This is a genomic window from Stenotrophomonas genospecies 3, from assembly GCF_054473855.1.
Genome location: NZ_JBTMUR010000008.1, coordinates 72,229 through 94,512, shown reverse-complemented (window position 1 = coordinate 94,512; position 22,284 = coordinate 72,229). Strand labels below are relative to the sequence as shown.

Here is a 22,284-nt window from a genome sequence, read left to right as displayed (position 1 = left end):
CAGCCCGTCATGGTGCCACGGCACCGCATGCGATGCAGAGCCCGCCTTACTTCAACCGCTCCACCAACCGCTGCCCCACCTCCAGCGCCGACGCCGGGTTCTGCCCGGTAATCAGCTCGCGGTCCGCCACCACATGCCCGGTCCATGGCGTGGTGTTGCTGCTGAACGTCGCACCCGCCCGCTGCAACGCGGTCTGCGGGTAGAACTTCATCTCGCCACCACCCAGCAACGGCTTGGCCTGCTCTTCTTCCTGGTTGCTGATCACCGTCATCTGGTAGCCGCTGTAGATCCACTTCGGCGTGGCCGGGATCGCACCCGCTTCCAGCTTTGCCACGAAGCCCGCAGCATCCGGCAGCGTGGACAGCAGCGCGATCGGCCCGTGGCAGACCAGCGCGGTGGTCTTGTTGCGCTGGTGGAAGTCGGCCAGCAGCCGGCCCAGCGCCGGGCTCTTCAGCAGGTCCTGCATCGGCGCGTGGCCACCGGGAATGTAGACCGCATCGAAACGCGCGTAACCCTGCTGCTCGACGCGCGCCAGGCTGACCACAGGCGAGGCCGTCGGCGAGGTCAGCGCCAGTTTCTCCATCAGGTCCTTGTGCAGCTTCAGCTGCGCGGCATCGTTGCCGAAGTACGCCTGCGTCACCGAGGACGCATCCACGGTCGGCGCGCGCCCCTGCGGCGTGGCGAAGGTCACCTCGTGGCCCGCGTCCAGCAGCAGCTTGACCGGCTGCATCAGCTCGTTGAGATAGAAGCCGGTGGACAGCACCTTGCCGTCCTTCAGGTCCAGGTGGTTTTCGTCGGACAGCACCACCAGCACGTTGGCGGCATGCGCGCCGCTGGCGGCCAGGGTCAGGGCCAGCGCTGCGGCCAGCCGGGTCATCAGGTTCATGCGGAGCTCCTATCGGGGTATGGCGGCCACTTTATTCACCGCCCCAGCGGCGATAAATTGGCCCCATCGCAAAACATCTGTTCCCCGGAGAGCCAAATGAGCCGCAAGTTCGACTACCTGGGCGATGTGGAGGTGTTCCTGGCGGTAGTCGAGCACGGCTCGTTCACGGCTGGCGCGGTGGCGCTGTCCACCACGCCCTCGGTGCTGAGCCGCGCGGTCACCCGCCTGGAAGCGCGGCTGGGCCGGCAGCTGCTGCAGCGGACCACCCGCCGCGTGGGCCTGACCGACGCCGGGCGGCTCTACCTGGAACAGGTGCGCACCGCCTTCGGGCTGCTGGACGACGCCGAGCGCGACGTACTGGCCCAGGACGGTGCGCTGGCCGGCCGCGTGCGCCTGAGCGTGCCCACCACCTATGGCCACTACCGGCTGCCGCCCGTGCTGGCGCGCTTTGCGCAGCAGTACCCGCAGGTGCAGGTGGAACTGAACATCACCAACCGCAACGTGGACCTGGTGGCCGAAGGCTTCGACCTGGCCATCCGCCTGGGCCAGCTGCCGGACAGCGGGCTGGTGGGGCGCAAACTGGAAGACGCCCCGCTGCTGCTCGTGGCCGCGCCGGACTACCTGCAGCGCCGCGGCACGCCGCAGACGCTGGACGACTTGCAGCAGCACCTGTGCCTGCCCTTCGTGATGCCGCGTACTGGGCGACTTGCGCCGTGGATCTTCCGCGACGGCGGGCGCGACGTGGACTGGCTGCCGCGTTCGTCCATCGAGACTTCCGACGATGTGCTGGGCGTGGTGTCGCTGGCCGAACAGGGTATCGGCATCTGCCAGAGCTACAAGTTCATCGTGCGCGAGCGGTTGCAGCGCGGGCAGCTGGTGGAGGTGCTGCCGCAGTTGCGGGGGAGATCGCGCCCGTTTTCGGTGATCTATGCGCCGCATCGGCGGCAGTCGGCGGCGGCGCGGGCGATGATTGAGTTGTTGGTGGGGAATGCGGCTGAGGATCGCGTTGGTTGAAGTTGGGAGGATCGTTGGCGGTGTCGGGTTTGAACCGCTTTTCGGGATGTGCGGCTGATCGCGTGCCGCTGCTTGGCGAGGCGGACTAAGAACTGTTGCAAAGAAGGCTGTCGCGCTATTCGCTTGTGGCATGGGCGATTGCGCCACTTTGATTCGCCATCAGCAGAGCAGCTGCGCGAATACGTCTGCTGGCGTCGCGTGCTGCACGAATGGCGCATGCAACAATAGTTCTTCGCTCTCGGATTCGACGATTCCTTCGCGAATTTCTATTGGCATTCGGAGCGGCGGCGTAAACACCATGGCGCGCCACCGACAACGGGTGGCTCGGGTCTGCAAACCCGAAGAAAGCGATGTCTGTAGTTTGCGCTTGCCCGTCGGCACCGTGCTGAACCGGTGCCGGCGGGCAATCCGTCGGCCTTTCTGGCGGGCGGTGCGTGGGGGCTTTCGGGCCCACCGGTTTATGACATCGCTTCTTCCGGTTTGCAGCCACGCATCGTCCGCCACCTCTTCACGGTGGCGCTGTTAAGCACAGCCACGGAAGCCGACGCCATGAACGAATCCGACACCTTCTCCTCGTACACCGTTGTTGAACCCATCAACGACGACACTCCCCTGCCCGACCTGAACTCCCTGCTCGGCATTCTCAAGCGCATGCGCGGCTGCGAGGGTGCAGATGGGCACCCCTGGCCAGAGACCGATGTGTCACCTGGCCGCCGCGTGAGCCTGGCGAGGAGCGAGCGCGCGATGGTGGGGGCGCTGACTGTGCTGGAGCTTTTGCACGCGGCGGACCGCTGCCGGGTGGCAGCGGACCCGGAGCGGCATTTGGATGAGGGGGTGGTTGATGGGCTGTTTCTGGCCTGCAGGGGGTTGGTTGAGTGGGCTTGTCGGGAGGTTAGGCCGGAGTGACCCTCGCGCGCCCCTTGACGACATCGATACCGTTCGTTACTCAAACGTCCGCCTCCGGTCAGAAGCGGTCGGTCGTTGAAGATACGTCAGACAATGGCCCGCTCCGCCCTTGCAGCACCAATTGTGCACCGCGCTAACAATGCCGTTGAGTCAAAATTTCGATCCAATGCCGTTAAAATAGCCAGCTAAATAATGCCCCCGCAGGAGGAACTATGGAAAAGGAAATCATACAGAGGTCGGTCAGTCGGCTTGCCAACACGATGCGCATCTATGCGGAGCGACATCTTCTGTACAAGGGATTGGTGGCAGTAGACAGAGAAGAGGCAATCGAGAATCTGGATAGAGCATGGGAAGCAATACTTGAGGCTTTTCACACTTTATACGACGTCTCCAAGAATGAGTTCGACTACTTTGCGACCGCAGATACGTCATTGCTGATCTCATTGCGCAATGCGCTGCACCATCGCGATCATTCATTGTTCTCTAGTTTACTTCCGGAATTGTGGCTGTGCGAATCCCCTGAGCTGCGAGAAGGTGCGGCATACTTGTTGGCGAGTCATAATTCTCTGCGGGGCCGGAAGTCCCCAATGCATCACTTTATCAAGCTGGAGGACATATACTCTCGCCTAGACCCTAGCAAGAAATCCCCTGAGCTTGTACGAATCGGGAAGATTCCTGAACTCCAGCAGAGATTCAATCTAATTGCGCAAGACCTTGGACTTGAAATTGTCATAGCGGAGGCGAAGGCCGAGCGATATCCTGAGAAACAAGTTTATATTGACATCGTGCCAATACTTATATCCGGCGTGCGCAGGGCATTCAGGAATCTCAAAGAACTGGGGGTTGAGTTCAAAGGATACGACGCAAAAACCTACGAGAATTGTTTCGTCGAAGAGTTGGAGATTGACCTCACATCCTTTGAGTTCAAAATGCTCAGAATGAACATGATTCAGCTCCACCTCGGCCCGGCCTTGACAATTAATGAGGCAGCAATCTCATATGATCGCAAAGAGCGCTCCAACAAAGTTAGCATTGACCCCTTAATCACGCAGTAATTTGCTGGTTTTCACAATCAAGCGAAGGCGGTCGCACGTCACATTTCAAAGTACTTGAGCTTCGACCGGCCGGAGTTTCCAACGAGGCCTTGCTGCAACCAACTACCCAACCTCCGGCTTGCGCATGATCGCCCGAGCCATAATTTCTGTAGTGTAGGCCTCTCGTGCTTTAGTCCGATCCGTACGCGGATTGTACTTTCCGTCCTTATACATGCGCCACTCCGCGTTAAGAAGACGCTCGTCCAAATGGTTCAAGTTCAAATTCAGCCAGTTGCAAAGTTGCTGAAAATTGTCAGCAACAGCCTCGCCTTTGCGCACCGTCAGAACCATTTCCAGGTCGATAGGATAATTGCGATCTTCTGCCGCCATGATTGCACTTCTAGCGGTCCTCAGAAGCTCTTGACCCGTGAAAGTGAACACATTATCAAGAATATCATGCCGCAGGCCATACTCAATTCTCGCAGACTTCGAGTGCGACCAGTATCTATCCTCTAGCAAATTCACCCTATCAAGATACGTTTTCAGAATCTCGAATTCCGCATATCCCCTAGTGTCAATAACCAACTCTTCAAAGGTTTTTAGCTTAATGTTGGTTTTCTCGGCAGCCTCAAAAGCCCCTTTCTGAAAACCATTTGTTGAAACTATGAAGCCACGGTCAGCACCAACGTCCTCAGCAATTGCCCTGAGCGCTAACACCTGAGCCTTCGTAACCTTAGCCTTCCAGAATTTGGCCTCGACCAGCCATATTAAATCCTCTCCAAGGAACCTGGTTCGAACAAACACATCTATGTCATGGCATGTCCTAACGCCTTGCACGCGAACATTTGTTTGGGCTTCGGCACCGAGCGACACAAAGTGATCCTTTATTCGCTCCTGAAATTCAAACCAATCTTTTGGCATAGGGAAACTCATAGATTGAATGAACAGGCGGGCAACACCATTACGCCAAGCCAAGATTATGAATCAACTTATACATCAAGTGGGGACTGATCGCCGAGATAGGCTATTCTCCGACGTCCCCACTCTCTCCAACAGGCTGTGCATTAACGCCGTAGTGATAGTCTTGTTGCGGAAGACTACAGCTTAGACTGCTTCGATAATTGTAGTTGATCCGTCAGAGAACCATTTCAAGATCGAGGAGCATTGCTCCACGTGCCTGCCACATCCAGCCACGCAGCCCCTCTAGCTATGCCCTGCCCGCGTATGCCTGCACGATGAACGGCTTCGCTTGCTCGAGTTCTTCAAAACTGGAGATTGTAACCTCCAGATCACCCGTTCCCCAGTGACCAAATGCCCTCGCATCACGCATATTGGGTGCAAGTGGCATGAGAGAATCTGGGTCCACGTGTAAAAATAAAAGCAGACGGCTCTTCTGAGGAACAACCGTTGCGAAGTTCTTCAGACGCTTGAAGGCCATGTACAACTTCAGCTCTTTTCGCTGAACGTCATCACCAAGCGATCCGATGAAGTCATCCAGTGAGCTGACCAACTCTTTCATATCCGGCCCAAACAAGCCCATCCATTCTGCATAGCTACGGTCGCCAGTAGCTCCAACTGGTCGAGTCCCACTCGCAGGCTGGGCCTCAACCTCTTGGATCCGCGGCCTCGGCTTGGATCGCGGGCCGCCGACAGTGTTGACCTGCTCAAAGAGCAGAAGATCAGCACCAAAACGGCGATACCGGATCAGCTCCACGCCCTGATTGATCTGCTGAACGGCATGCGCATCGAACTTTGTGAAATCAGAGGCGATACAAAGAACTCGCGGTGAACTCCAGTCAATCTGTGCAGCCACATCCATGCCAAGAGTGTCCATCACTTGGAGCTTGAACTCCGCTTGGTGGTCCATCAACCAGTTCAGGTAGTAGAGACCCTGGTTGATTACGTTCTCGCCGAGGGAACGCTTGTACTCAAGAATCACAGGACTATTGTTCTCGTCCAGGCCCAGTGAGTCGATACGGCCGCCGTGAGTTTTCCCCGTAGCATATTCGGTGGCAACGAAACGGATACCCAACATGGGCAATAGATTGGCTTCGATAAGCGATTGAAGCGGCCTCTCCAAGTCGGACGCACTTCCGCGCAACTCCATCGCCTTGCCATCTACCAATCTAAAGAGTTTAACGTCGCTCACTTTCTCTATACCCGTCTCTTCAAATTAAGGTCATTTTTTTATTGCTAGAGCCCATAGCCCGCGAAGTGCAAACGATGGCCTCGCCAGAGCAAGTGAGACCCAACTAGACTCTCACGCAACACCCGCAACGAGACGTCGGTGGCTACTCAAGCTTGCGAGTACCAACGGCCGTCTTGAGCATCTTCAGAATCACCAGCGCGAATGCACGGCTCTTGCTTTCGCTATCCAGCACTTCCAGCGACAGCTTCTCGTGGTCAGTCATGGCGTCGAGAACGGTGTCGAGAACGCGCTTGGGGAACAGCCCATGCATCACCTGCTCCACCGAGTGGTTGTTTACCTGGGCCATTACATCTTCCTGACGGCTAATGCGCTGAGCGATGCCAGTGAGGAACTGCAGCTGATCGTCATCACTAACTTCCGCACCGAAGATATCGTTCAGCGCTTCGATGATTTCCGATAGGCGCTTCTTTTCAGGGTCATGTGGGTTGCCGCTGCCCACGTCACTACCGGGCTTTAGGGTGTATTCGCCCTCCTCCTCACTCAAGCGCAGGCAGTGCTCAGCGCGCTTGCTTAGACGGTAATGACTCAATTGCAGCTCGCCCACGTCCACATCGTCTTGTTGCAGACGGTCCACGCGCAGTAACGGATGGAGGTGCTTGGCGTACACGCAGAGCTGCTCCAGTTCCCGGTCCTCGTAGGGCACAATCTGCGAGAGGAACTCGTACAGGCGCACAAAGCTCTGCAGGTTCTTGCGGAACAGGTCGAGCTGGTCCACCTGCTCGCCGGCCTCTTTCAGTGCGTGCTCGGCTTTCTTCAGGCCGGCGCTGTCGCCATTGGCTTCGGCCGTGCGCTTGTAATCCAGCGCTTGTTGGCGGGACTCCACGGAGAAGGCATAACGCTTGGCAAAGCGCTCCTTGGCCGGTGTGCAGTAGTAGCTGAGCTTGCTGGCCGCCGCCTTGGGGTCGAAGAAGGCCATGGCGAACGCCTCGACCTCCTGCCAGTGATAGATCCCCTCAGCATCCAACTTCTTCTGCAGGTCATAAATGATCTGCGGGTCGGTCACATCGGTCAGCTCGGCCTTGGCGTAGTACGGCAAGAAGGCGTCGAGAATATCCTGCGGTTCGTTGAAGAAGTCGAGGATGAAGGTTTCCTTGCTATCCCCAAAGGTGCGGTTCAGTCGCGACAGGGTCTGCACGCAGTCCACGCCTTGCAGCTTCTTGTCCACGTACATGGCGCAGAGCTTGGGTTGATCGAAGCCGGTCTGGTACTTGTTGGCCGCGATCATCACATTGAAGTCCTGGGTATCGAAGGCGTCCGCCAGGTCACGGCCATTCAGGCCGGCGTTGAGTAGACTGCTGCTTTCCGTCACCTCTTCGGGAATCACCTCATCCGATAACACGCTGCCGGAGAACGCCACCAGCGGGTGCACATCGCTGTAACTCATCTGCTGCACATAGGCCTTTACCGCCAACTGGTAACGCACAGCCTCCTGGCGGCTGCTGGTTACCACCATGGCCTTGGCCTGGCCACCCAGCAGGCCACGGATATTGGCGCGGAAGTGCTCGACGATTACCTCGACCTTCTGGCTGATGTTGTAAGGGTGCAGACGCACCCAACGGGCCAGCTTGATGCGCGCCTTCTTGCTGTCCACCTCGTCATCATCGCCATCCGGATGGGCGATCTTCCAGGCGGTGCTGTAGGTGGTGTAGTTGCGCAGCACGTCGAGGATAAAACCTTCCTCGATGGCCTGGCGCATGGAGTACAGGTGAAACGCCTCCGGCTTGTTGGTGGAACTGGGCGGCAACGTCGGATCGGCTGGGCGACCGAACAGCTCCAGGGTCTTGGCCTTGGGCGTAGCGGTAAAGGCGTAGTAGCTGATGCGCTCATTCGGTTGGCGCGCCTGCACGGCGGCGTCGAGCAGCTCTTCGGCGCTGGCTTCCTCGGCCTCCAAAGCATCGCTACCAAGAATCTGTTTCAGCTTGCTGGCCGATGAGCCGGTCTGCGAGGAATGCGCCTCGTCGGCGATTACCGCATAGCGCCCGCTGGCCAGCTTGGGGTATTTGTCCAGGGCGTCGAACAGCGCCGGGAAAGTCTGAATGGTGACGATGATGATGCGCGTCTGTTCGGCCAACGCCTCGGCCAGTTGTTCGGATTTGCTCTGGTTGCCGACATCACGGCTGATCGGTTTGACTACACCCTGAGCGTGCTCGAACTGGTAGATGGTGTTCTGCAGCTGGCTGTCCAGAACCGTACGGTCGGTGACCACGATCACCGAGTCGAACAGCCGTTGGCCGGCATAGTCATACAGCGAGGCCAGTTGATGGGCGGTCCAGGCGATGGAGTTGGACTTGCCCGAGCCGGCGCTGTGCTGGATCAAGTAGCGCTTGCCCGGCCCTTCGGCACGGGTGGTGTTGATCAACTTGTTGACCACTTCCCACTGGTGGTAACGCGGGAAAATCATCATCTCCTTGGTTACCGGCGTGCCGTCAAAGCTTTCGCTGGTTTTCTTGTCCAGGTGCAGAAAGCGCCCCAGCACCTTGAGCCAGGCATCCGGTTGCATCAGACGTTGCCACAGGTAGCTGGTCGCGTACTGGCTGTCGTCTGCAGGCGTTGGGTTGCCCGCTCCGCCTTCTTCGCTGCCAAGGTTGAACGGCAGGAAGAAGGTGTCCTTACCCGCCAGTTGGGTGGTCATCGCCACCTCGTTCTGGCCGACGGCAAAGTGCACCAGCGCACCGCGCTTGAAGGTCAGCAACGGCTCCGGCTTGCGCGTCAGCGGGTCTTTTACCGGGCGGTCGTAACGGTATTGGCGCTTGGCGTTTTCCACCGACTGCTTGAACTCGCTTTTCAGCTCCAGCGTGGCCGTGGGGATACCGTTGACGAACAGCACCAGATCCAGCCGTGGGTTGTAGCTTTGCCCGCTGCTGCCCGCCTCACGCGCATGCGGCGAATAGGACACCTCCGGCACCACGCGCAAGCGGTTGCACTGGTAGCGCTTGAGGGTATCCGGGTTCATGCCGTGGTCGGGCTGGAAGCTGCACAGCTCCACCTTCACCGCCGGCAGCTTAAAGCCATGGCGCAACACATCCAGAGTGCCGCTCTGCTCCAGCTCGCGCACCAGCTTTTGCACCAGCACCTCTTCCGGCGCATTAGGGTTGGCCTTGGCGAGCTTGTCCCAGCGCTCGGGCCAGGCGTCCTTGAAGTAGCCCAGCACATCTTCGGTATACAACGCCGTGCGCCGGTCATAGCTGCTAGCAGTACCCACCAGCCAGCCTTGGGCAGCCAGGGCGTCGATAATGTCGCGTTGAAACTGAGCTTCCTTGCTGCCCGCCATTTATACGGCCTCTACTTCTATCGTGGGGACTTGCACGCTGACCGGAGGCTGCCAGTCGCGCACGTCGATTTTGCCTGTGACGGCGGCGGAAATTAGGGCGGAGCGGCGCTCGTGCAGTAATAATACGGCCTGATTTGTTTCGCTTATGAGGCCTGAATATTTTCGCTTCAACTCGGATACTAGTTCATCGATCTGCACCTGCTCGCTCACTGGAGGGATAGCAACTGGAATGTCATAAATTTGTTCTACACGCAGATGCGAAACTGTACTTCCATGCGCAACGCTTTCGATGTATCGGGCAAGGCAATCTGAGGTAAGAAAATCAAACAGAAAGGTCGCGCAGCCCAAGTCGTGCGGAATAATGTTCATCATTCTCTGACCAAGACATAAAGGAACCGCCTCGGGCACTAAACACACCTCACCCGCCGGAGCCTCCCGGGTGAACAGAATCGAGCCAGCCGGAGGAACACCGCGCTGCGTCCATATTCTAAAGTTGGCCTCATCCGTATAAAGACCCCCATCAAGACTAAGAGCTTGATTTTTAACATTTGATGTTCTGACGACCAAATATTCACCATCGTCTACATATTCCGGCGTTCTATTTTTACAGTCGATAATTGTAGAAACGAATTTTAGCCGACTTACGTTCCAATGCACCGGCACCTCCCCCAACCATTCCACGCCGGAATCTTTCATCGGCACCGTGGGGTCGAGGCCTTTGGTGACGGCATGGGAAATTACGGCTTGGCGCTTTTCCTTAAGCAGTTCGATCAGGCGCTGCTGCTCTTCGATCAGCGCGTCGATGCGGGCGGTTTCGTGGTCGAGGAAGCGGGCGATTTGGGTTTGTTCAAAATTAGATGGAATTGCTGCGGGATGATTTAATAAATCTTCTTGCGTCATACTCGGCAGAGCAGTGCTCGTCGAGTAAAACTCAAAGGGTATTGTAAGAGCGTAGTAGTAAAGAAATTTCGCAGAAGTTCCCTTGGCGACCTCCGTGTAGAACATAGTATCCACGGTCCAAAATCGACCATTTATATAGAGAGGCTTATTAATAGTACCTTTCCGCCCCAGCAGGACGGACTCACCATCATGCAGATACTGACTGGCTTTGGAGAACATGCCCCCAGAGCCAATGACCGGATACTCACCATCAGTGCTTTCAACGTCCTTGTAGTCTTTGCCATTACGTATCCAAGCCAGATTTTTCAGTGAGCCTCTGATCCAGTGCGCCGGCACCTCTCCCAACCATTCGACGTCAGAATTCTTGTATTCCGGGTATTTCTGAAACATCATGCCGACAGCCCCTCAATCATCTGCTTGATACGGTCGGTGCAGACTTTTAGGTTACGGTCGATCTCGACCAATGGGCGCGGCGGCTGGAATACATAGAAGTGGCGGTTAAAGGGGATCTCGAAGCCGACAATGCCGACTTCGCCGTCCTGCGCATCGGATTTGCTTTCGTCGATCCAGGCATCCGGCACATGGGGCATGACTTCGCGCGCAAAGTACTCATGCACAGATTCGCCCAACGGCACGTTCTCGTTATCGCGCAGGCCGGCGTCGGCTTCCGGCTGGCCTTTGGTCATGCAGATATCCGCCTCGGGGTCGCGCTCGCTTAGAGCGCTCATCAGGGCTTTTACCTCCGGTGTGCTGAGACTAACGCCGTGCACGGCGAGGGCTTTTTTCAGCAGTTTGCTAAACTTCTCGCGGTTGCGGTGCAACACACAGGCGTCCATCGTTCGCAGGGCGACTATCAGTTGCTGTTGGACGGCGCTGTCGAGTTTCTGCAGGACTCTTTCTTCCAGCACTCTAGCGATGCGCTCGGCGCTGGCTTGGAAGTTCAGGCGCAGCGGGCGTTCGACGGTGATGCGGCGGTAGCCGAAGGCGTCGATGGGGAAGATTTTGCTCAGCGTGGATTGCTCGAAGCTGCCATACAGGCGCACAAGCTCGCTGATTTGATCCTCGGTGATGTACTGGCGCTTACTGCCCAGCGACTTGCGCATTTTGGCGTAGTGCTGGGTGCCGTCGATCAACTGCACCTTGCCCTGGCGAGCAGCGGTCTTGTGGTTGCTGAGTATCCACACATAGGTGGCGATGCCGGTGTTGTAGAACATGTCGGTGGGCAACGCGACGATGGCTTCGACGAGATCGTTCTGCAGCAGGTAGCGGCGTATCTCCGACTCACCCGAACCTGCACCGCCGGTAAACAATGGCGAGCCATTGAGGATGATGCCGATGCGCGAGCCACCGTCGCGCGGGTCACGCATCTTGCTGACCAAGTGGAGAAGAAACAGCAGCGAACCGTCGGACACCCGAGGCAGACCGGGGCCGAAGCGGCCGTCGAAACCTTTGTGGCTGTGCTCGTCGGTGATCTGCTTTTGCACCTTCTTCCATTCCACGCCAAACGGCGGATTGCTGAGCATGAAGTCGAAGCGCTTATCGGCCAGCAGGTCGTTGGATAGGGTATTGCCGAGCTTGATGCTGGCCACGTCCTGGCCCTTGATCAGCATGTCCGCCTTGCAGATAGCGTAGGACTCGGGGTTGAGCTCCTGGCCGTGCAGCGACACGCTGACCTTTTCGCTGATGGACTGGATGTACTCATCACCCTCGGACAGAAAGCCGCCGGTGCCGGCGGTTGGATCATAGATGGTGACGATGCTGTTGGGCGCGAGCTTGTGGTCCTGATTGGTGATCACCAAGGAGGTGGTGAGGTGCACGATATCGCGCGGCGTGAAGTGCTCACCGGCGGTTTCGTTAGAGCTCTCCGCAAACTTGCGGATCAGCTCTTCAAAGATGATGCCCATGCCGAAGTTGCTGATGCGCTCCGGGCTCAGATCCGCAGCTGCGAAACGCTGTACCACTTGATAAAGCAGGTTGGCAGTTTCCAGCTGCTGAACGAAATCTTCAAAATGGAAGTGCTCGAAGATCTCACGTGCATCCCTGCTGAAGGCTTGCACATAGCTCATCAGATCGGCTGCGGTCTGCGTATCAGATAGAGTGCTGAGATTGAGCGATGACGCATTAAAGAACTGCTGGCCTGAAGCGCGCAGCAGCAGCATCTCTCGCACTTGATCTGGCCGCCCTTGCTGAGCCGAAACTTGTTTGATCACCTTGCCCTTGGTCGGCGCGAGCACACACTCCATTCGGCGCAAAAGAGTAAACGGCAGAATGATTCGACCGTACTGGGACTGCTTGAAGTCACCACGCAGAAGATCAGCAATCGACCAGAGGAATGCGGCCGTTTGGGAGTGATTTTCCGTGTTCACGCAACAACACCTTGGATCGAATGCAAGGCGAAAGTCTACACTCAAGGCTGACCGGCGGAGCAACGAACCGCCTCCCCGCCCCGCCCCTTTTCCAGAGCCCCCCCCCTTGGCATCGGCTGCCGGCCAGCGGCCGGCACTACCGCATCCAGATGGCACATCAGCACCAATGTCTGCGAGGCCATCCCCTCAAACAACAAGGGCGCCTCTCGGCGCCCTCATTCTTTCAACTCACTCCCACTCAATGGTCGCCGGCGGCTTCCCCGAGATGTCATAGACAACCCGCGACACCCCCCGCAACTCATTGATGATCCGGTTGCTCACCGTCCCCAGGAACTCATACGGCAGGTGCGCCCAATGCGCCGTCATGAAGTCGATCGTCTCCACGGCCCGCAGCGCAATCACCCACTCATAGGCCCGCGCATCGCCCACCACGCCCACCGACTTCACCGGCAGGAACACGGCAAACGCCTGGCTGGTCTTGTCGTACAGATCCGCCTTGCGCAGCTCATCAATGAAGATGGCATCGGCCTTGGCCAGCAGTTCGGCGTATTCGCGCTTCACTTCGCCCAGGATACGCACGCCCAGGCCCGGGCCCGGGAACGGATGGCGGTAGACCATGGTGCGCGGCAGGCCGAGCTCGACGCCCAGGCGGCGCACTTCGTCCTTGAACAGCTCGCGCAGCGGCTCCACCAGGCCCAGCTTCATGTGCTCCGGCAGGCCGCCCACGTTGTGGTGGCTCTTGATCACATGCGCCTTGCCGGTCTTGCTGCCGGCCGACTCGATCACGTCCGGGTAGATGGTGCCCTGCGCCAGCCACTTGGCGTTCTTCAGCTTGTTCGACTCTTCGTCGAAGATCTCAACGAACAGGTTGCCGATGATCTTGCGCTTGGCTTCCGGGTCGCTCACGCCTTCCAGTGCGGCGAAGTAACGGTCGGCGGCATTCACGCGCACCACCTTCACGCCCATGTGCTCGGCGAACATCGCCATCACCTGGTCGCCTTCCTGCCAGCGCAGCAGGCCGGTATCCACGAACACGCAGGTCAGCTTTTCGCCGATGGCCTTGTGCAGCAGCGCGGCCACCACGGACGAGTCGACGCCGCCGGACAGGCCCAGGATCACTTCGTCATCGCCCACCTGTTCGCGCACGCGGGCGATCTGGTCGTCGATGATGTTGGCGGCGGTCCACAGGGTCTGGCAGCCGCACACATCCACCACGAAGCGGCGCAGCAGCGCCTGGCCCTGCAGGGTGTGGGTCACTTCTGGGTGGAACTGCACGCCGTACCAGCGCTTTTCTTCGTTGGCCATGGCGGCCACCGGAATGCGGTCGGTGGTGGCGGTGATGGTGAAGCCCGGCGGTGCAACGGAGACGTGGTCGCCGTGGCTCATCCAGACATTCAGCTTCGGCTCGCCGCCGTGGTCGCTCAGGCCCTTGAACAGTGCATCGGGGTTGATCACGTTCACTTCGGCGTGGCCGAATTCGCGCTGGTCCGCCGCTTCGGTGGCACCGCCCAGCTGGGCGGCCAGGGTCTGCATGCCGTAGCAGATGCCGAAGATCGGCAGGCCGCTGTCGAACACTTCCTGCGGTGCGACCGGCGCACCCGGCAGCGTGGTCGATTCCGGGCCACCGGACAGGATGATGCCCTTGGCGCCGAACGCGGCGATCTCGGCCGGGTTGTGGTCCCACGCCCAGATTTCGCAGTAGACGCCCAGCTCGCGGATGCGGCGGGCGATCAGCTGCGTGTACTGCGCGCCGAAATCGAGGATGAGGATCTTGTCGTTATGGATGTTGGTCATGGTGCCGTTCCAGTGGTGTTTTTCGCAGCGCCCGGCGCTTCAAGGCTCTGCGTCAGCGTGGCGATGAACGCCTCGCGTTGTTGAATATGTGAGGGGTCTTCCTCGTCCCAGCGCAGCATCAGCAGACCGTGCGGTGCGTTGGGGTTGGCGCGGTCGGCGCGCGGCAGCTCGGCGACTTCCTGCACTTCGCTGCCCGGCACGATGCGCCGTTGCAGCGCCGCCATCGAGATGCCCGAATCCGCAGCCCCCCAGGATGCCCAGCGCACACTCATCCGTGCGGGCTCCAGCGCGCCCAGTACCGGTGTCAGCACCGGATCATCCGGCCCGTGCAGCAGCTCGGTAATGCATTGCAGCGTGACCTGCAGCGGGCGCTCGCCGGTGCCTTTCAGCAGCCAGCGCTGCTCGCCGGCGGCCTGCACCTGCCAGCCCTTCGGCAGCGAGAACGCGTTCTGGCACGCCCGTACGTCCTGCAATTGCGAAACCGCCGCGCCCGGAGACCCGGAGCGCGGCGGCGGTTCGGACAACGAACAGCCTGCCATCAGCAGGCTGCCCGTAATCGCAAGAGCAGTTCGCAAGCGCATCAGGCGCGGTAGTTCGGCGGCTCTTTGGTGATGGTCACGTCGTGGACGTGGCTCTCACGCTGGCCGGCGCCGCTGATCTTCACGAACTTGGGCTTGCTGCGCATGTCTTCGATGGTGGCGCAGCCCACGTAGCCCATGGTGGCGCGCAGGCCGCCCATCAGCTGGTGGATGATGCCGCCCACCGGGCCGCGGTACGGCACGCGGCCTTCGATGCCTTCCGGCACCAGCTTGTCGGCGGTGGCAGCGTCCTGGAAGTAGCGGTCCTTCGACCCCTTCTCCATGGCAGCCAGCGAACCCATGCCGCGGTAGCTCTTGTACGAACGGCCCTGGTACAGCTCGGTCTCGCCCGGCGATTCCTCGGTACCGGCCAGCAGGCCACCGACCATGATGGTCGAGGCGCCAGCGGCCAGCGCCTTGCCGATGTCGCCCGAGTAGCGGATGCCACCGTCGGCGATCAGCGGGATGCGGTCCTGCAGCGCTTCGGCCACCAGGTCAATGGCGGTGACCTGCGGCACGCCGACGCCGGCAACCACGCGCGTGGTGCAGATCGAGCCCGGGCCGATGCCGACCTTCACGGCGTCCGCGCCGCTGTCCAGCAGCGCCAGTGCGGCTTCGCCGGTGCAGATGTTGCCACCGATGACCTGCACGTTCGGGAAGTTCTTCTTGACCCAGCTGACGCGGTCCAGCACGCCCTGCGAGTGGCCGTGCGCGGTATCAACCACGATCACGTCCACGCCGGCGGCGACCAGCGCTTCCACGCGGCGATCGGTATCGCCCCCCACGCCGACGGCAGCGCCGACCAGCAGGCGGGTCGACAGATCCTTGGCAGCGTTCGGGAAGTCGGTGTTCTTCTGGATGTCCTTGACGGTGATCAGGCCACGCAGTTCGAACGAATCATTGACCACCAGCACCTTTTCGATGCGGTTGCGGTGCAGCAGCTGCAGCACTTCGTCGGAGGCGGCGCCTTCCTTGACCGTGATCAGGCGATCCTTCTTGGTCATGATGTGGCGGACCGGATCGTCCAGCTCGGTCTCGAAGCGCATGTCGCGGTGGGTCACGATGCCGGCCAGCAGGCCGTCGCTGCCCACCACCGGCACGCCGGAGATGTTGTGCGCCTGGGTCAGGGCCAGCACGTCGCGGATGGTGGTTTCCGGGCCGACGGTGATCGGGTCGCGGATGACGCCGGCCTCGAACTTCTTGACCTTGGCCACTTCCGCGGCCTGCTGTTCCAGGCTGAGATTCTTGTGGATGATGCCCATGCCGCCGAGCTGGGCCATGGCGATGGCCAGGCGGGCTTCGGTGACGGTATCCATGGCTGCGGACAGGATCGGAAGCTTCAGCTTCAGGTCTCGAGTCAACCGCGTTTCGAGGTTGACGTCCTTGGGCAGGATGGTCGAGTGGGCGGGGACGAGCGAGACGTCGTCGTAAGTGAGTGCTTCAGCCTGGATGCGCAGCATCGGCATACCCGAGATGTGGGGAAGCGCGACATTTTACCCCTTTTTCGCGTCCTGTGGCAGGGGGTAGATGCGACGCAGTGTCGCGCGGGCGGTGATTGGTTCAGGGGGCCATCCGGGCCCGCGCATACCGCCTTTGGTAGGTGCCAACCTTGGTTGGCACGGCCCATCCGGCACCTGGACCCCAGATGGGCCGATGACCCCGATGGATGTGCCGACCAACGGTCGGCACCCACCTTAAGAGGATCACTCGGGCCAGTCCTGGAACTGCCTTTGGTAGGTGCCAACCTTGGTTGGCACGATCCGTCCGGCACCGGTGCCCCAGATGGGCCGATGGCCCCGATGGATGTGTGCCAACCAAGGTTGGCACCTACCAGGAGCGGGTCATCCGCATGTCCACATTGTGCCGACCAACGGTCGGCACCCACCCCAAAAGGTCAGCTCAGCGCTTCCGCCGCTTCCAGGGTGTTCTGCATCAACGTGGCCACGGTCATCGGGCCCACGCCACCCGGCACCGGGGTGATCCAGCTGGCCCGCTGGGCGGCCGCTTCAAACCCGACATCGCCCACCAACCGGCCGTCATCCAGCCGGTTGATACCGACGTCGATCACCACCGCGCCCGGCTTCACCCACTCGCCCGGCACGATGCCCGGGCGACCGACCGCCACCACCAGGATGTCGGCGTTGCGCACGGCCTGTTCCAGTACGTCCTTGGGGGTGAACTTGTGGCAGCTGGTCACGGTGCAGCCGGCGATCAGCAGCTCCAGGCCCATCGGGCGGCCGACGTGGTTGCTCACGCCCACGATGGTGGCGTTGCGGCCGCGCACCGGCTGGTCGGTGTGGCCCAGCAGCGTGGTGATGCCGCGCGGGGTGCACGGGCGCAGGCCGAACTCGCGCAGGGCCAGGTGGCCGACGTTTTCCGGGTGGAAGCCGTCCACGTCCTTGCGCGGGTCGATGCGCTGGATCAGCCGGCGCGCATCGGGGATGCCCGGCAGCGGCAGCTGGATCAGGATGCCGTTGATCTTCGGATCGGCGTTGAGCTGGTCGATCAGGTCGAGCAGCTCGGCCTCGGTGGTACCGGCCGGCAGATCGTAGTCGTGCGCCTCGATGCCGACCTTCTCGGCGGCGCGGCGCTTGTTGCGCACGTACACGGTCGAGGCTGGGTCGCCACCGACCAGCACCACGGCCAGGCCCGGACGGCTGCCGCCGGCGGCGACGCGGGCGTCGACGCGCACCTTCAGGCTGTCGAGCAGGTCCTCGGCGATACGGCGGCCATCGAGGATACGGGCAGGAAGCTGGGGGGCGGAATCGGTCATCGGGAGCGGGCGTGGGGCGGCGGGGACGCTATTGTCCCCGATTCAGGCCCCCTCGCCCACCGCCACGGCTTGGGTAATTCCCCACCTGGTAGTGCCGGCCGCTGGCCGGCAACCTCATGACGTCGGAACGTTCCCGTATCTGCCGGCCAGCGGCCGGCACTACCGGGGCTACTCTTCCTCTTCCGGCACATCCTGCGGGTTCAGCGTCTTGCTCTCCCGCTTCGGTGCGGTGAACGGCGTCGGCGTCGGTACGCCCTGCGGGCTGTTGCCGTAGATCATCCGCGCGCCGGCATTCAAACCACCGCCGGCAATCTCCAGCTCGAAACGCTCGGCATCGCGACGGCGGATCTGCTCGGCAATCTCCACCGCGTCGTCCTCATCCGCCCCCAGCTCCACCAGTGCGGCCTGGCCGAACAGCACTGCCGATTCAAACGTCTCGCGGATCTGGAAATCGACACCGGCATGGATCAGCCGCAGCGAATGCTCGCGGTCGAACGAACGCACCATCAGCTTGGCCTGCGGGAATTCATGCGCCACCAGTTCGACGATGCGGTCAGCCGCCTCGGCCTTGTCCACGCACACCGCAATCGCCCGCGCGGTGGCGGCACCCGAGGCATGCAGCACATCCAGACGCGTGCCATCACCGTAATAGATCTTGAAACCGAACCGCGCCGCGCTCTGGATCATCTCCACATCGTTGTCGATGATGGTCACGTCCACGTCGCGCGCCAGCAGCGACTGGCTGGCGACCTGGCCGAAGCGGCCGAAGCCGATCAGCAACACGCTGCCGGACAGGCCATCGGCCTCGTCCACGCCATCCATGTTCACCGTCGGCTTCGGCGCGATGCGCTTGTAGACCAGTACCACCAGCGGAGTCAGCGCCATCGACAGCACCACCACGGCGGTGAAGTTGGCATTGATCTCCAGGTCGATCACGCCGGCCGATGCGGCGGCGGAGAACAGCACGAAGGCGAACTCACCGCCCTGCGCCATCAGCACGCCGCGATCCAGCGCCTGCGCGTGGTCGCTGCCCATGATGCGCGCCACCACATAGATGCACAGCGCCTTGGCCGCCATCAACGCCAGCACCAGGCCGAGGATCAGCTGCCAGTGCGCGGCCACCACGCTCAGGTCCAGCGCCATGCCCACGCTGAGGAAGAACAGGCCGAGCAGGATGCCGCGGAACGGCTCGATGTCCGCTTCGATCTGGTGACGGAAGGTCGACTCGCTCAGCAGCACGCCGGCCAGGAACGCGCCCATCGCCATCGACAGGCCGGACAGCTGCATCAGCAGCGCTGCGCCCAGCACCACCAGCAGCGCGGCGGCAGTCATCACTTCGCGCGCCTTCGATTCGGCCAGCACGCGGAACAGCGGGTTGAGCAGGAAGCGGCCGACCAGCACCAGGCCGACGATGGCACCGACGCCAATCGCCACCGACAGCCAGCGAGAACCCTCGCCATCGGCACTGCCTGCGCTCGGGCCCATCCAGGCCACCAGGGCCAGCAGCGGCACGATCAGCAGGTCTTCGAACAGCAGGATGGAAACGATCTTCTGCCCCGACGGCAGCGCGATGTCACCGCGCTCGGCCAGCAGCTGCATCACCACCGCGGTGGAGGTGAGCACGAAACCGGTGGCGCCGATGAAGGCCACCTGCCACGGCAGGCCGAACAGCTTGGCGATGCTGGTCAGCACCACCGCACAGGTGACGATCTGCAGCGTGCCCAGCCCGAAGATTTCCTTGCGCAGGCTCCACAGGTGCGAGGGCCGCATCTCCAGGCCGATCACGAACAGGAACATCACCACGCCGAGCTCGGCGGTATGCAGGATGGCCTGCGGGTCGGAGAACCAGCCCAGCCCGAACGGTCCGATCGCCAGGCCGGCAGCGAAGTAGCCCAGCACCGAGCCCAGGCCGGCCCGGCGGAACAGGGGCACCATCACCACCGCCGCGCCCAGCAGGGCCACGACCTTGACCAGCTCGCTGGTCGCTGCTTCTACCGCCATGCGGTGTGTTCCCCAAGATCCAGAATCGGGTTCAACAATAGAGCAATGCCGATGACGGCAATAGCACGCATGTTGCGCCGGATTGTCTTGGAGGTGGAACGATGCAGGGAGCGACCCCCAGCATCATCCCGAAACCCGATACATCCATCCACGCATGGCGTGGATCTACCGAAGCATTAGTAGATCCACGCCATGCGTGGATGATTCCCCGGCCAGCCTCACCCGCCCCGGCAGAACGCGGCGTAATCGATATACCCCGGGAACGGCACGCCCGGCGCGCACACCGGGCAATGCGGGTCCGGCCGGATGCGGGATCCTGAAACCATGCGCCGCTTCGGTAGCTGACAACCATGCGCCCGCTTCGGTAGGCGCCAACCATGCACCCGCTTCGGTAGGTGCCAACCTTGGTTGGCACGAGAGCGCCGACCAAGGTCGGCATCTACCAAGGCATTCCCCGGCCAGCCTCACCCGCCCCGGCAGAACGCGGCGTAATCGATATACCCTGGGAACGGCACGCCCCGCGCGCACACCGGGCAATGCGGGTCCGGCCGGATGCCGGTCTCGCGGAAGCGCATGCCCAGCGCATCGAAGCGCAGCAGGCGGCCGACCAGCGGCTCGCCGATGCCCAGCAGCAGCTTCAGCACCTCGGTGGCCTGCAGCACGCCGGCCAATCCCGGCAGCACACCCAGCACGCCGGCCTCGGAACAGTTCGGCGCGAACTCCGGCGGCGGCGGCTCGGGGAACAGGCAGCGGTAGCACGGCGCCACGCCGCGCTGGCGGCCAGCGTCAAACACGCTCACTTGGCCGTCAAAGCGCTCGATGGCGGCGTAGACCATCGGCTTGGCGTGCTTGATGCAGGCATCGTTGAGCAGATAGCGCAGCGGGAAGTTGTCCGACCCGTCCAGCACCACGTCCACGCCTTCCAGCAGCGCATCCACGTTTTCGGAGGTGACCCGCTCCGGCACCGCCTCGACCTCAATCGACGGGTTCAGCGCCAGCAGCCGCTCGCGCGCGGAATCGACCTTGAGCTGGCCGACGCTGGCTTCGGTATGCACGATCTGCCGATGCAGGTTGCTGCGCTCCACGCGGTCGTGGTCGGCGAAGCGTAGGTGCCCTACTCCGGAGGCGGCCAGATAGAAGCCAGCCGGCGCACCCAGCCCGCCCGCGCCCAGCACCAGCACACGCGACTGCTGCAGCGTGCGCTGGCCAGCCTCACCCACCTGCGGCAGCAGCAGGTGGCGCGAGTAGCGATCAAAGAAGTCGCGGTCGGCGGCGCTGGCCAGCGGCTGCACCAGCGGCAGCGACTGCTCGCGCCAGGCCACGGTACCGCCGGTCACGGAAGCCACATTGGTGTATCCAGCCTCCAGCAGGAACTGCGCGGCATCGGCCGAGCGCTTGCCGCTCTGGCAGATCAACAGGATTTCCTGGTCGTGCCGCGGCAGATGCGCGGCCGGGTCGGCCTGCAGCTCGCCCTTGGCCACGCCACGCGCGCCCTCGGCCATGCCCCCGGCCCGTTCGTGCGCTTCGCGCACATCGATCAGCACCGCGCCGTGGGCCAGGCGCTCGCGCGCCTGCGCGGGGGAAAGCTCTTGGATGCTCATGGCCGCATTATCGCGCAGACACCTTCGCCGCGCCTTGCCCCGAACATGGCACCATGCGGGCGTTGCCCCCTGCATCCCGGAACCGCTGCATGCGCTCTGCCACCGAATTCTGGCGTGACCCGCGCATGCCCTTCGTCGAAAGCCGACGGGCGTGCGACAGCCGCGCCTGCCATCGCCCGCACAGCCATGACACCTTCTCGATCGGCGCCGTGGACGCCGGCAGCAGCCTGTTCACCGGTGCTGTGGAAGGACCGCGCCTGCTGCAGCCTGGCAATCTGGTCGGCGTACCCGCAGGCCGCGTGCATGCCTGCAACCCCCTGCCCGGCCAGCGCTGGAGCTACCAGATGCTGCACCTGGATGCGCGCTGGATGGCCGAGGTCCGCGCCGAGTATGACGGCCTGCCCGGACCGGACTGGCAGCAGGAACCGATCCGGATTTCCCACCATCGCCCGCGCTACCAGCAGTACTGCCAGCTCAACCAGACGCTGTTCTCCGACGATCCGGTCAGCGTCAAGGAAGCTGCCCTGATCGCGTTCGTCGGCGATCTGGATGAACACGATGGTGTAGCCGTGGCCGGCCCACCTGAAGATGCCGCACTACAGCAGCGGATGCAGCCGGTGATGGACATTCTGCGCCAGCGGCTCGAACACACCCCGGCCCTGCAGGAGCTGGCATCGCTGGCAGGCATGAGCCGCTACCAGCTGATCCGCGCCTTCCGACGTGCCACAGGCCTGACGCCACACGCCTGGCAGATCGACCAGCGCATCCAGGAGGCTCGCCGACGGTTGTGCGAAGGCCAGGCACTGGCCGTGGTCGCGCATGCACTGGGCTTTGCCGACCAGAGTCATTTCCAGCGGGTCTTCAAGGCCCACGCCGGTGCGACCCCGGGCCAGTACCGGCGCTGAGCCTGCAATAACGTTCAATACCACCGCGCGGCACATCCCCAGACTG

The 22,284-nt window shown here is 61.6% G+C and carries 16 protein-coding genes; 4 read left to right on the top strand and 12 right to left on the bottom strand.

Annotation, left to right across the window (positions count from 1 at the left end):
• Positions 1 to 46: 46 nt before the first annotated feature.
• Entirely contained in the window at positions 47 to 886 is an 840-nt protein-coding gene (locus ACX9OT_RS12220) for a type 1 glutamine amidotransferase domain-containing protein (RefSeq protein ID WP_459002280.1), read from the bottom strand.
• 96 nt (positions 887 to 982) lie between these two features.
• Here ACX9OT_RS12220 and ACX9OT_RS12215 point away from each other — a divergent pair, with 96 nt between their 5' ends.
• From ACX9OT_RS12215 to ACX9OT_RS12205, 3 genes are all read left to right on the top strand, one after another.
• On the top strand, positions 983 to 1,900 hold the full coding sequence (locus ACX9OT_RS12215; protein ID WP_459002278.1) for a LysR family transcriptional regulator: 918 nt from the start codon (positions 983 to 985) through the stop codon (positions 1,898 to 1,900).
• A gap of 549 nt (positions 1,901 to 2,449) precedes the next feature.
• Complete coding sequence (locus tag ACX9OT_RS12210) at positions 2,450 to 2,806, top strand: hypothetical protein (protein WP_046430208.1); 357 nt, start codon at positions 2,450 to 2,452, stop codon at positions 2,804 to 2,806.
• A 212-nt stretch (positions 2,807 to 3,018) separates the two neighbouring features.
• Positions 3,019 to 3,861 (top strand): hypothetical protein, encoded by an 843-nt coding sequence (locus tag ACX9OT_RS12205; RefSeq protein WP_201118837.1) that lies wholly within the window; start codon positions 3,019 to 3,021, stop codon positions 3,859 to 3,861.
• 102 nt (positions 3,862 to 3,963) lie between these two features.
• Here ACX9OT_RS12205 and ACX9OT_RS12200 read toward each other — a convergent pair whose 3' ends face one another.
• From ACX9OT_RS12200 to moeB, 11 genes are all read right to left on the bottom strand, one after another.
• Complete coding sequence (locus tag ACX9OT_RS12200) at positions 3,964 to 4,815, bottom strand: restriction endonuclease (protein WP_236494419.1); 852 nt, start codon at positions 4,813 to 4,815, stop codon at positions 3,964 to 3,966.
• Positions 4,816 to 5,047: 232 nt separating this feature from the next.
• Positions 5,048 to 5,989: a DUF5655 domain-containing protein gene (locus tag ACX9OT_RS12195; protein WP_459002275.1), complete on the bottom strand. Its 942-nt coding sequence runs from the start codon at positions 5,987 to 5,989 to the stop codon at positions 5,048 to 5,050.
• Between the two features lie 142 nt (positions 5,990 to 6,131).
• Entirely contained in the window at positions 6,132 to 9,320 is a 3,189-nt protein-coding gene (locus ACX9OT_RS12190; protein ID WP_201118835.1) for a type I restriction endonuclease subunit R, read from the bottom strand.
• Positions 9,321 to 10,613 (bottom strand): restriction endonuclease subunit S, encoded by a 1,293-nt coding sequence (locus ACX9OT_RS12185; RefSeq protein ID WP_459002272.1) that lies wholly within the window; start codon positions 10,611 to 10,613, stop codon positions 9,321 to 9,323.
• Positions 10,610 to 12,586 (bottom strand): type I restriction-modification system subunit M, encoded by a 1,977-nt coding sequence (locus ACX9OT_RS12180; protein WP_459002270.1) that lies wholly within the window; start codon positions 12,584 to 12,586, stop codon positions 10,610 to 10,612. Before ACX9OT_RS12180 ends, ACX9OT_RS12185 begins: the two co-directional genes overlap by 4 nt.
• A 228-nt stretch (positions 12,587 to 12,814) precedes the next feature.
• Positions 12,815 to 14,380: a glutamine-hydrolyzing GMP synthase gene (gene guaA / locus ACX9OT_RS12175; protein ID WP_329916095.1), complete on the bottom strand. Its 1,566-nt coding sequence runs from the start codon at positions 14,378 to 14,380 to the stop codon at positions 12,815 to 12,817.
• Positions 14,377 to 14,853 (bottom strand): hypothetical protein, encoded by a 477-nt coding sequence (locus ACX9OT_RS12170; RefSeq protein WP_459002458.1) that lies wholly within the window; start codon positions 14,851 to 14,853, stop codon positions 14,377 to 14,379. Before ACX9OT_RS12170 ends, guaA begins: the two co-directional genes overlap by 4 nt.
• Before the next feature lie 107 nt (positions 14,854 to 14,960).
• Entirely contained in the window at positions 14,961 to 16,418 is a 1,458-nt protein-coding gene (gene guaB / locus ACX9OT_RS12165; RefSeq protein WP_005409308.1) for an IMP dehydrogenase, read from the bottom strand.
• A gap of 434 nt (positions 16,419 to 16,852) precedes the next feature.
• The gene (folD, locus tag ACX9OT_RS12160) at positions 16,853 to 17,731 is read right to left on the bottom strand and encodes a bifunctional methylenetetrahydrofolate dehydrogenase/methenyltetrahydrofolate cyclohydrolase FolD (protein ID WP_014036908.1); all 879 of its coding nucleotides are present in this window, start codon (positions 17,729 to 17,731) and stop codon (positions 16,853 to 16,855) included.
• A gap of 168 nt (positions 17,732 to 17,899) precedes the next feature.
• Complete coding sequence (locus ACX9OT_RS12155) at positions 17,900 to 19,732, bottom strand: monovalent cation:proton antiporter-2 (CPA2) family protein (RefSeq protein ID WP_180859368.1); 1,833 nt, start codon at positions 19,730 to 19,732, stop codon at positions 17,900 to 17,902.
• 464 nt (positions 19,733 to 20,196) lie between these two features.
• Entirely contained in the window at positions 20,197 to 21,333 is a 1,137-nt protein-coding gene (moeB, locus tag ACX9OT_RS12150; protein WP_459002266.1) for a molybdopterin-synthase adenylyltransferase MoeB, read from the bottom strand.
• Positions 21,334 to 21,422: 89 nt separating this feature from the next.
• On the opposite strand from moeB, the gene ACX9OT_RS12145 reads away from it, so the two are divergent.
• Positions 21,423 to 22,238 carry a helix-turn-helix domain-containing protein gene (locus ACX9OT_RS12145; RefSeq protein ID WP_459002264.1) on the top strand — a complete coding sequence of 272 codons (816 nt, stop codon included), beginning with the start codon at positions 21,423 to 21,425 and terminating at the stop codon, positions 22,236 to 22,238.
• Positions 22,239 to 22,284: the final 46 nt, after the last annotated feature.

Coding starts and splice junctions, on each gene's coding strand:
- ACX9OT_RS12220 (WP_459002280.1), bottom strand. CDS start 886: ATGAACCTGATGACCCGGCTGGCCGCAGCGCTGGCCCTGACCCTGGCC.
- ACX9OT_RS12215 (WP_459002278.1), top strand. CDS start 983: ATGAGCCGCAAGTTCGACTACCTGGGCGATGTGGAGGTGTTCCTGGCG.
- ACX9OT_RS12210 (WP_046430208.1), top strand. CDS start 2,450: ATGAACGAATCCGACACCTTCTCCTCGTACACCGTTGTTGAACCCATC.
- ACX9OT_RS12205 (WP_201118837.1), top strand. CDS start 3,019: ATGGAAAAGGAAATCATACAGAGGTCGGTCAGTCGGCTTGCCAACACG.
- ACX9OT_RS12190 (WP_201118835.1), bottom strand. CDS start 9,320: ATGGCGGGCAGCAAGGAAGCTCAGTTTCAACGCGACATTATCGACGCC.
- ACX9OT_RS12185 (WP_459002272.1), bottom strand. CDS start 10,613: ATGATGTTTCAGAAATACCCGGAATACAAGAATTCTGACGTCGAATGG.
- guaA (WP_329916095.1), bottom strand. CDS start 14,380: ATGACCAACATCCATAACGACAAGATCCTCATCCTCGATTTCGGCGCG.
- guaB (WP_005409308.1), bottom strand. CDS start 16,418: ATGCTGCGCATCCAGGCTGAAGCACTCACTTACGACGACGTCTCGCTC.
- folD (WP_014036908.1), bottom strand. CDS start 17,731: ATGACCGATTCCGCCCCCCAGCTTCCTGCCCGTATCCTCGATGGCCGC.
- ACX9OT_RS12155 (WP_180859368.1), bottom strand. CDS start 19,732: ATGGCGGTAGAAGCAGCGACCAGCGAGCTGGTCAAGGTCGTGGCCCTG.
- moeB (WP_459002266.1), bottom strand. CDS start 21,333: ATGAGCATCCAAGAGCTTTCCCCCGCGCAGGCGCGCGAGCGCCTGGCC.
- ACX9OT_RS12145 (WP_459002264.1), top strand. CDS start 21,423: ATGCGCTCTGCCACCGAATTCTGGCGTGACCCGCGCATGCCCTTCGTC.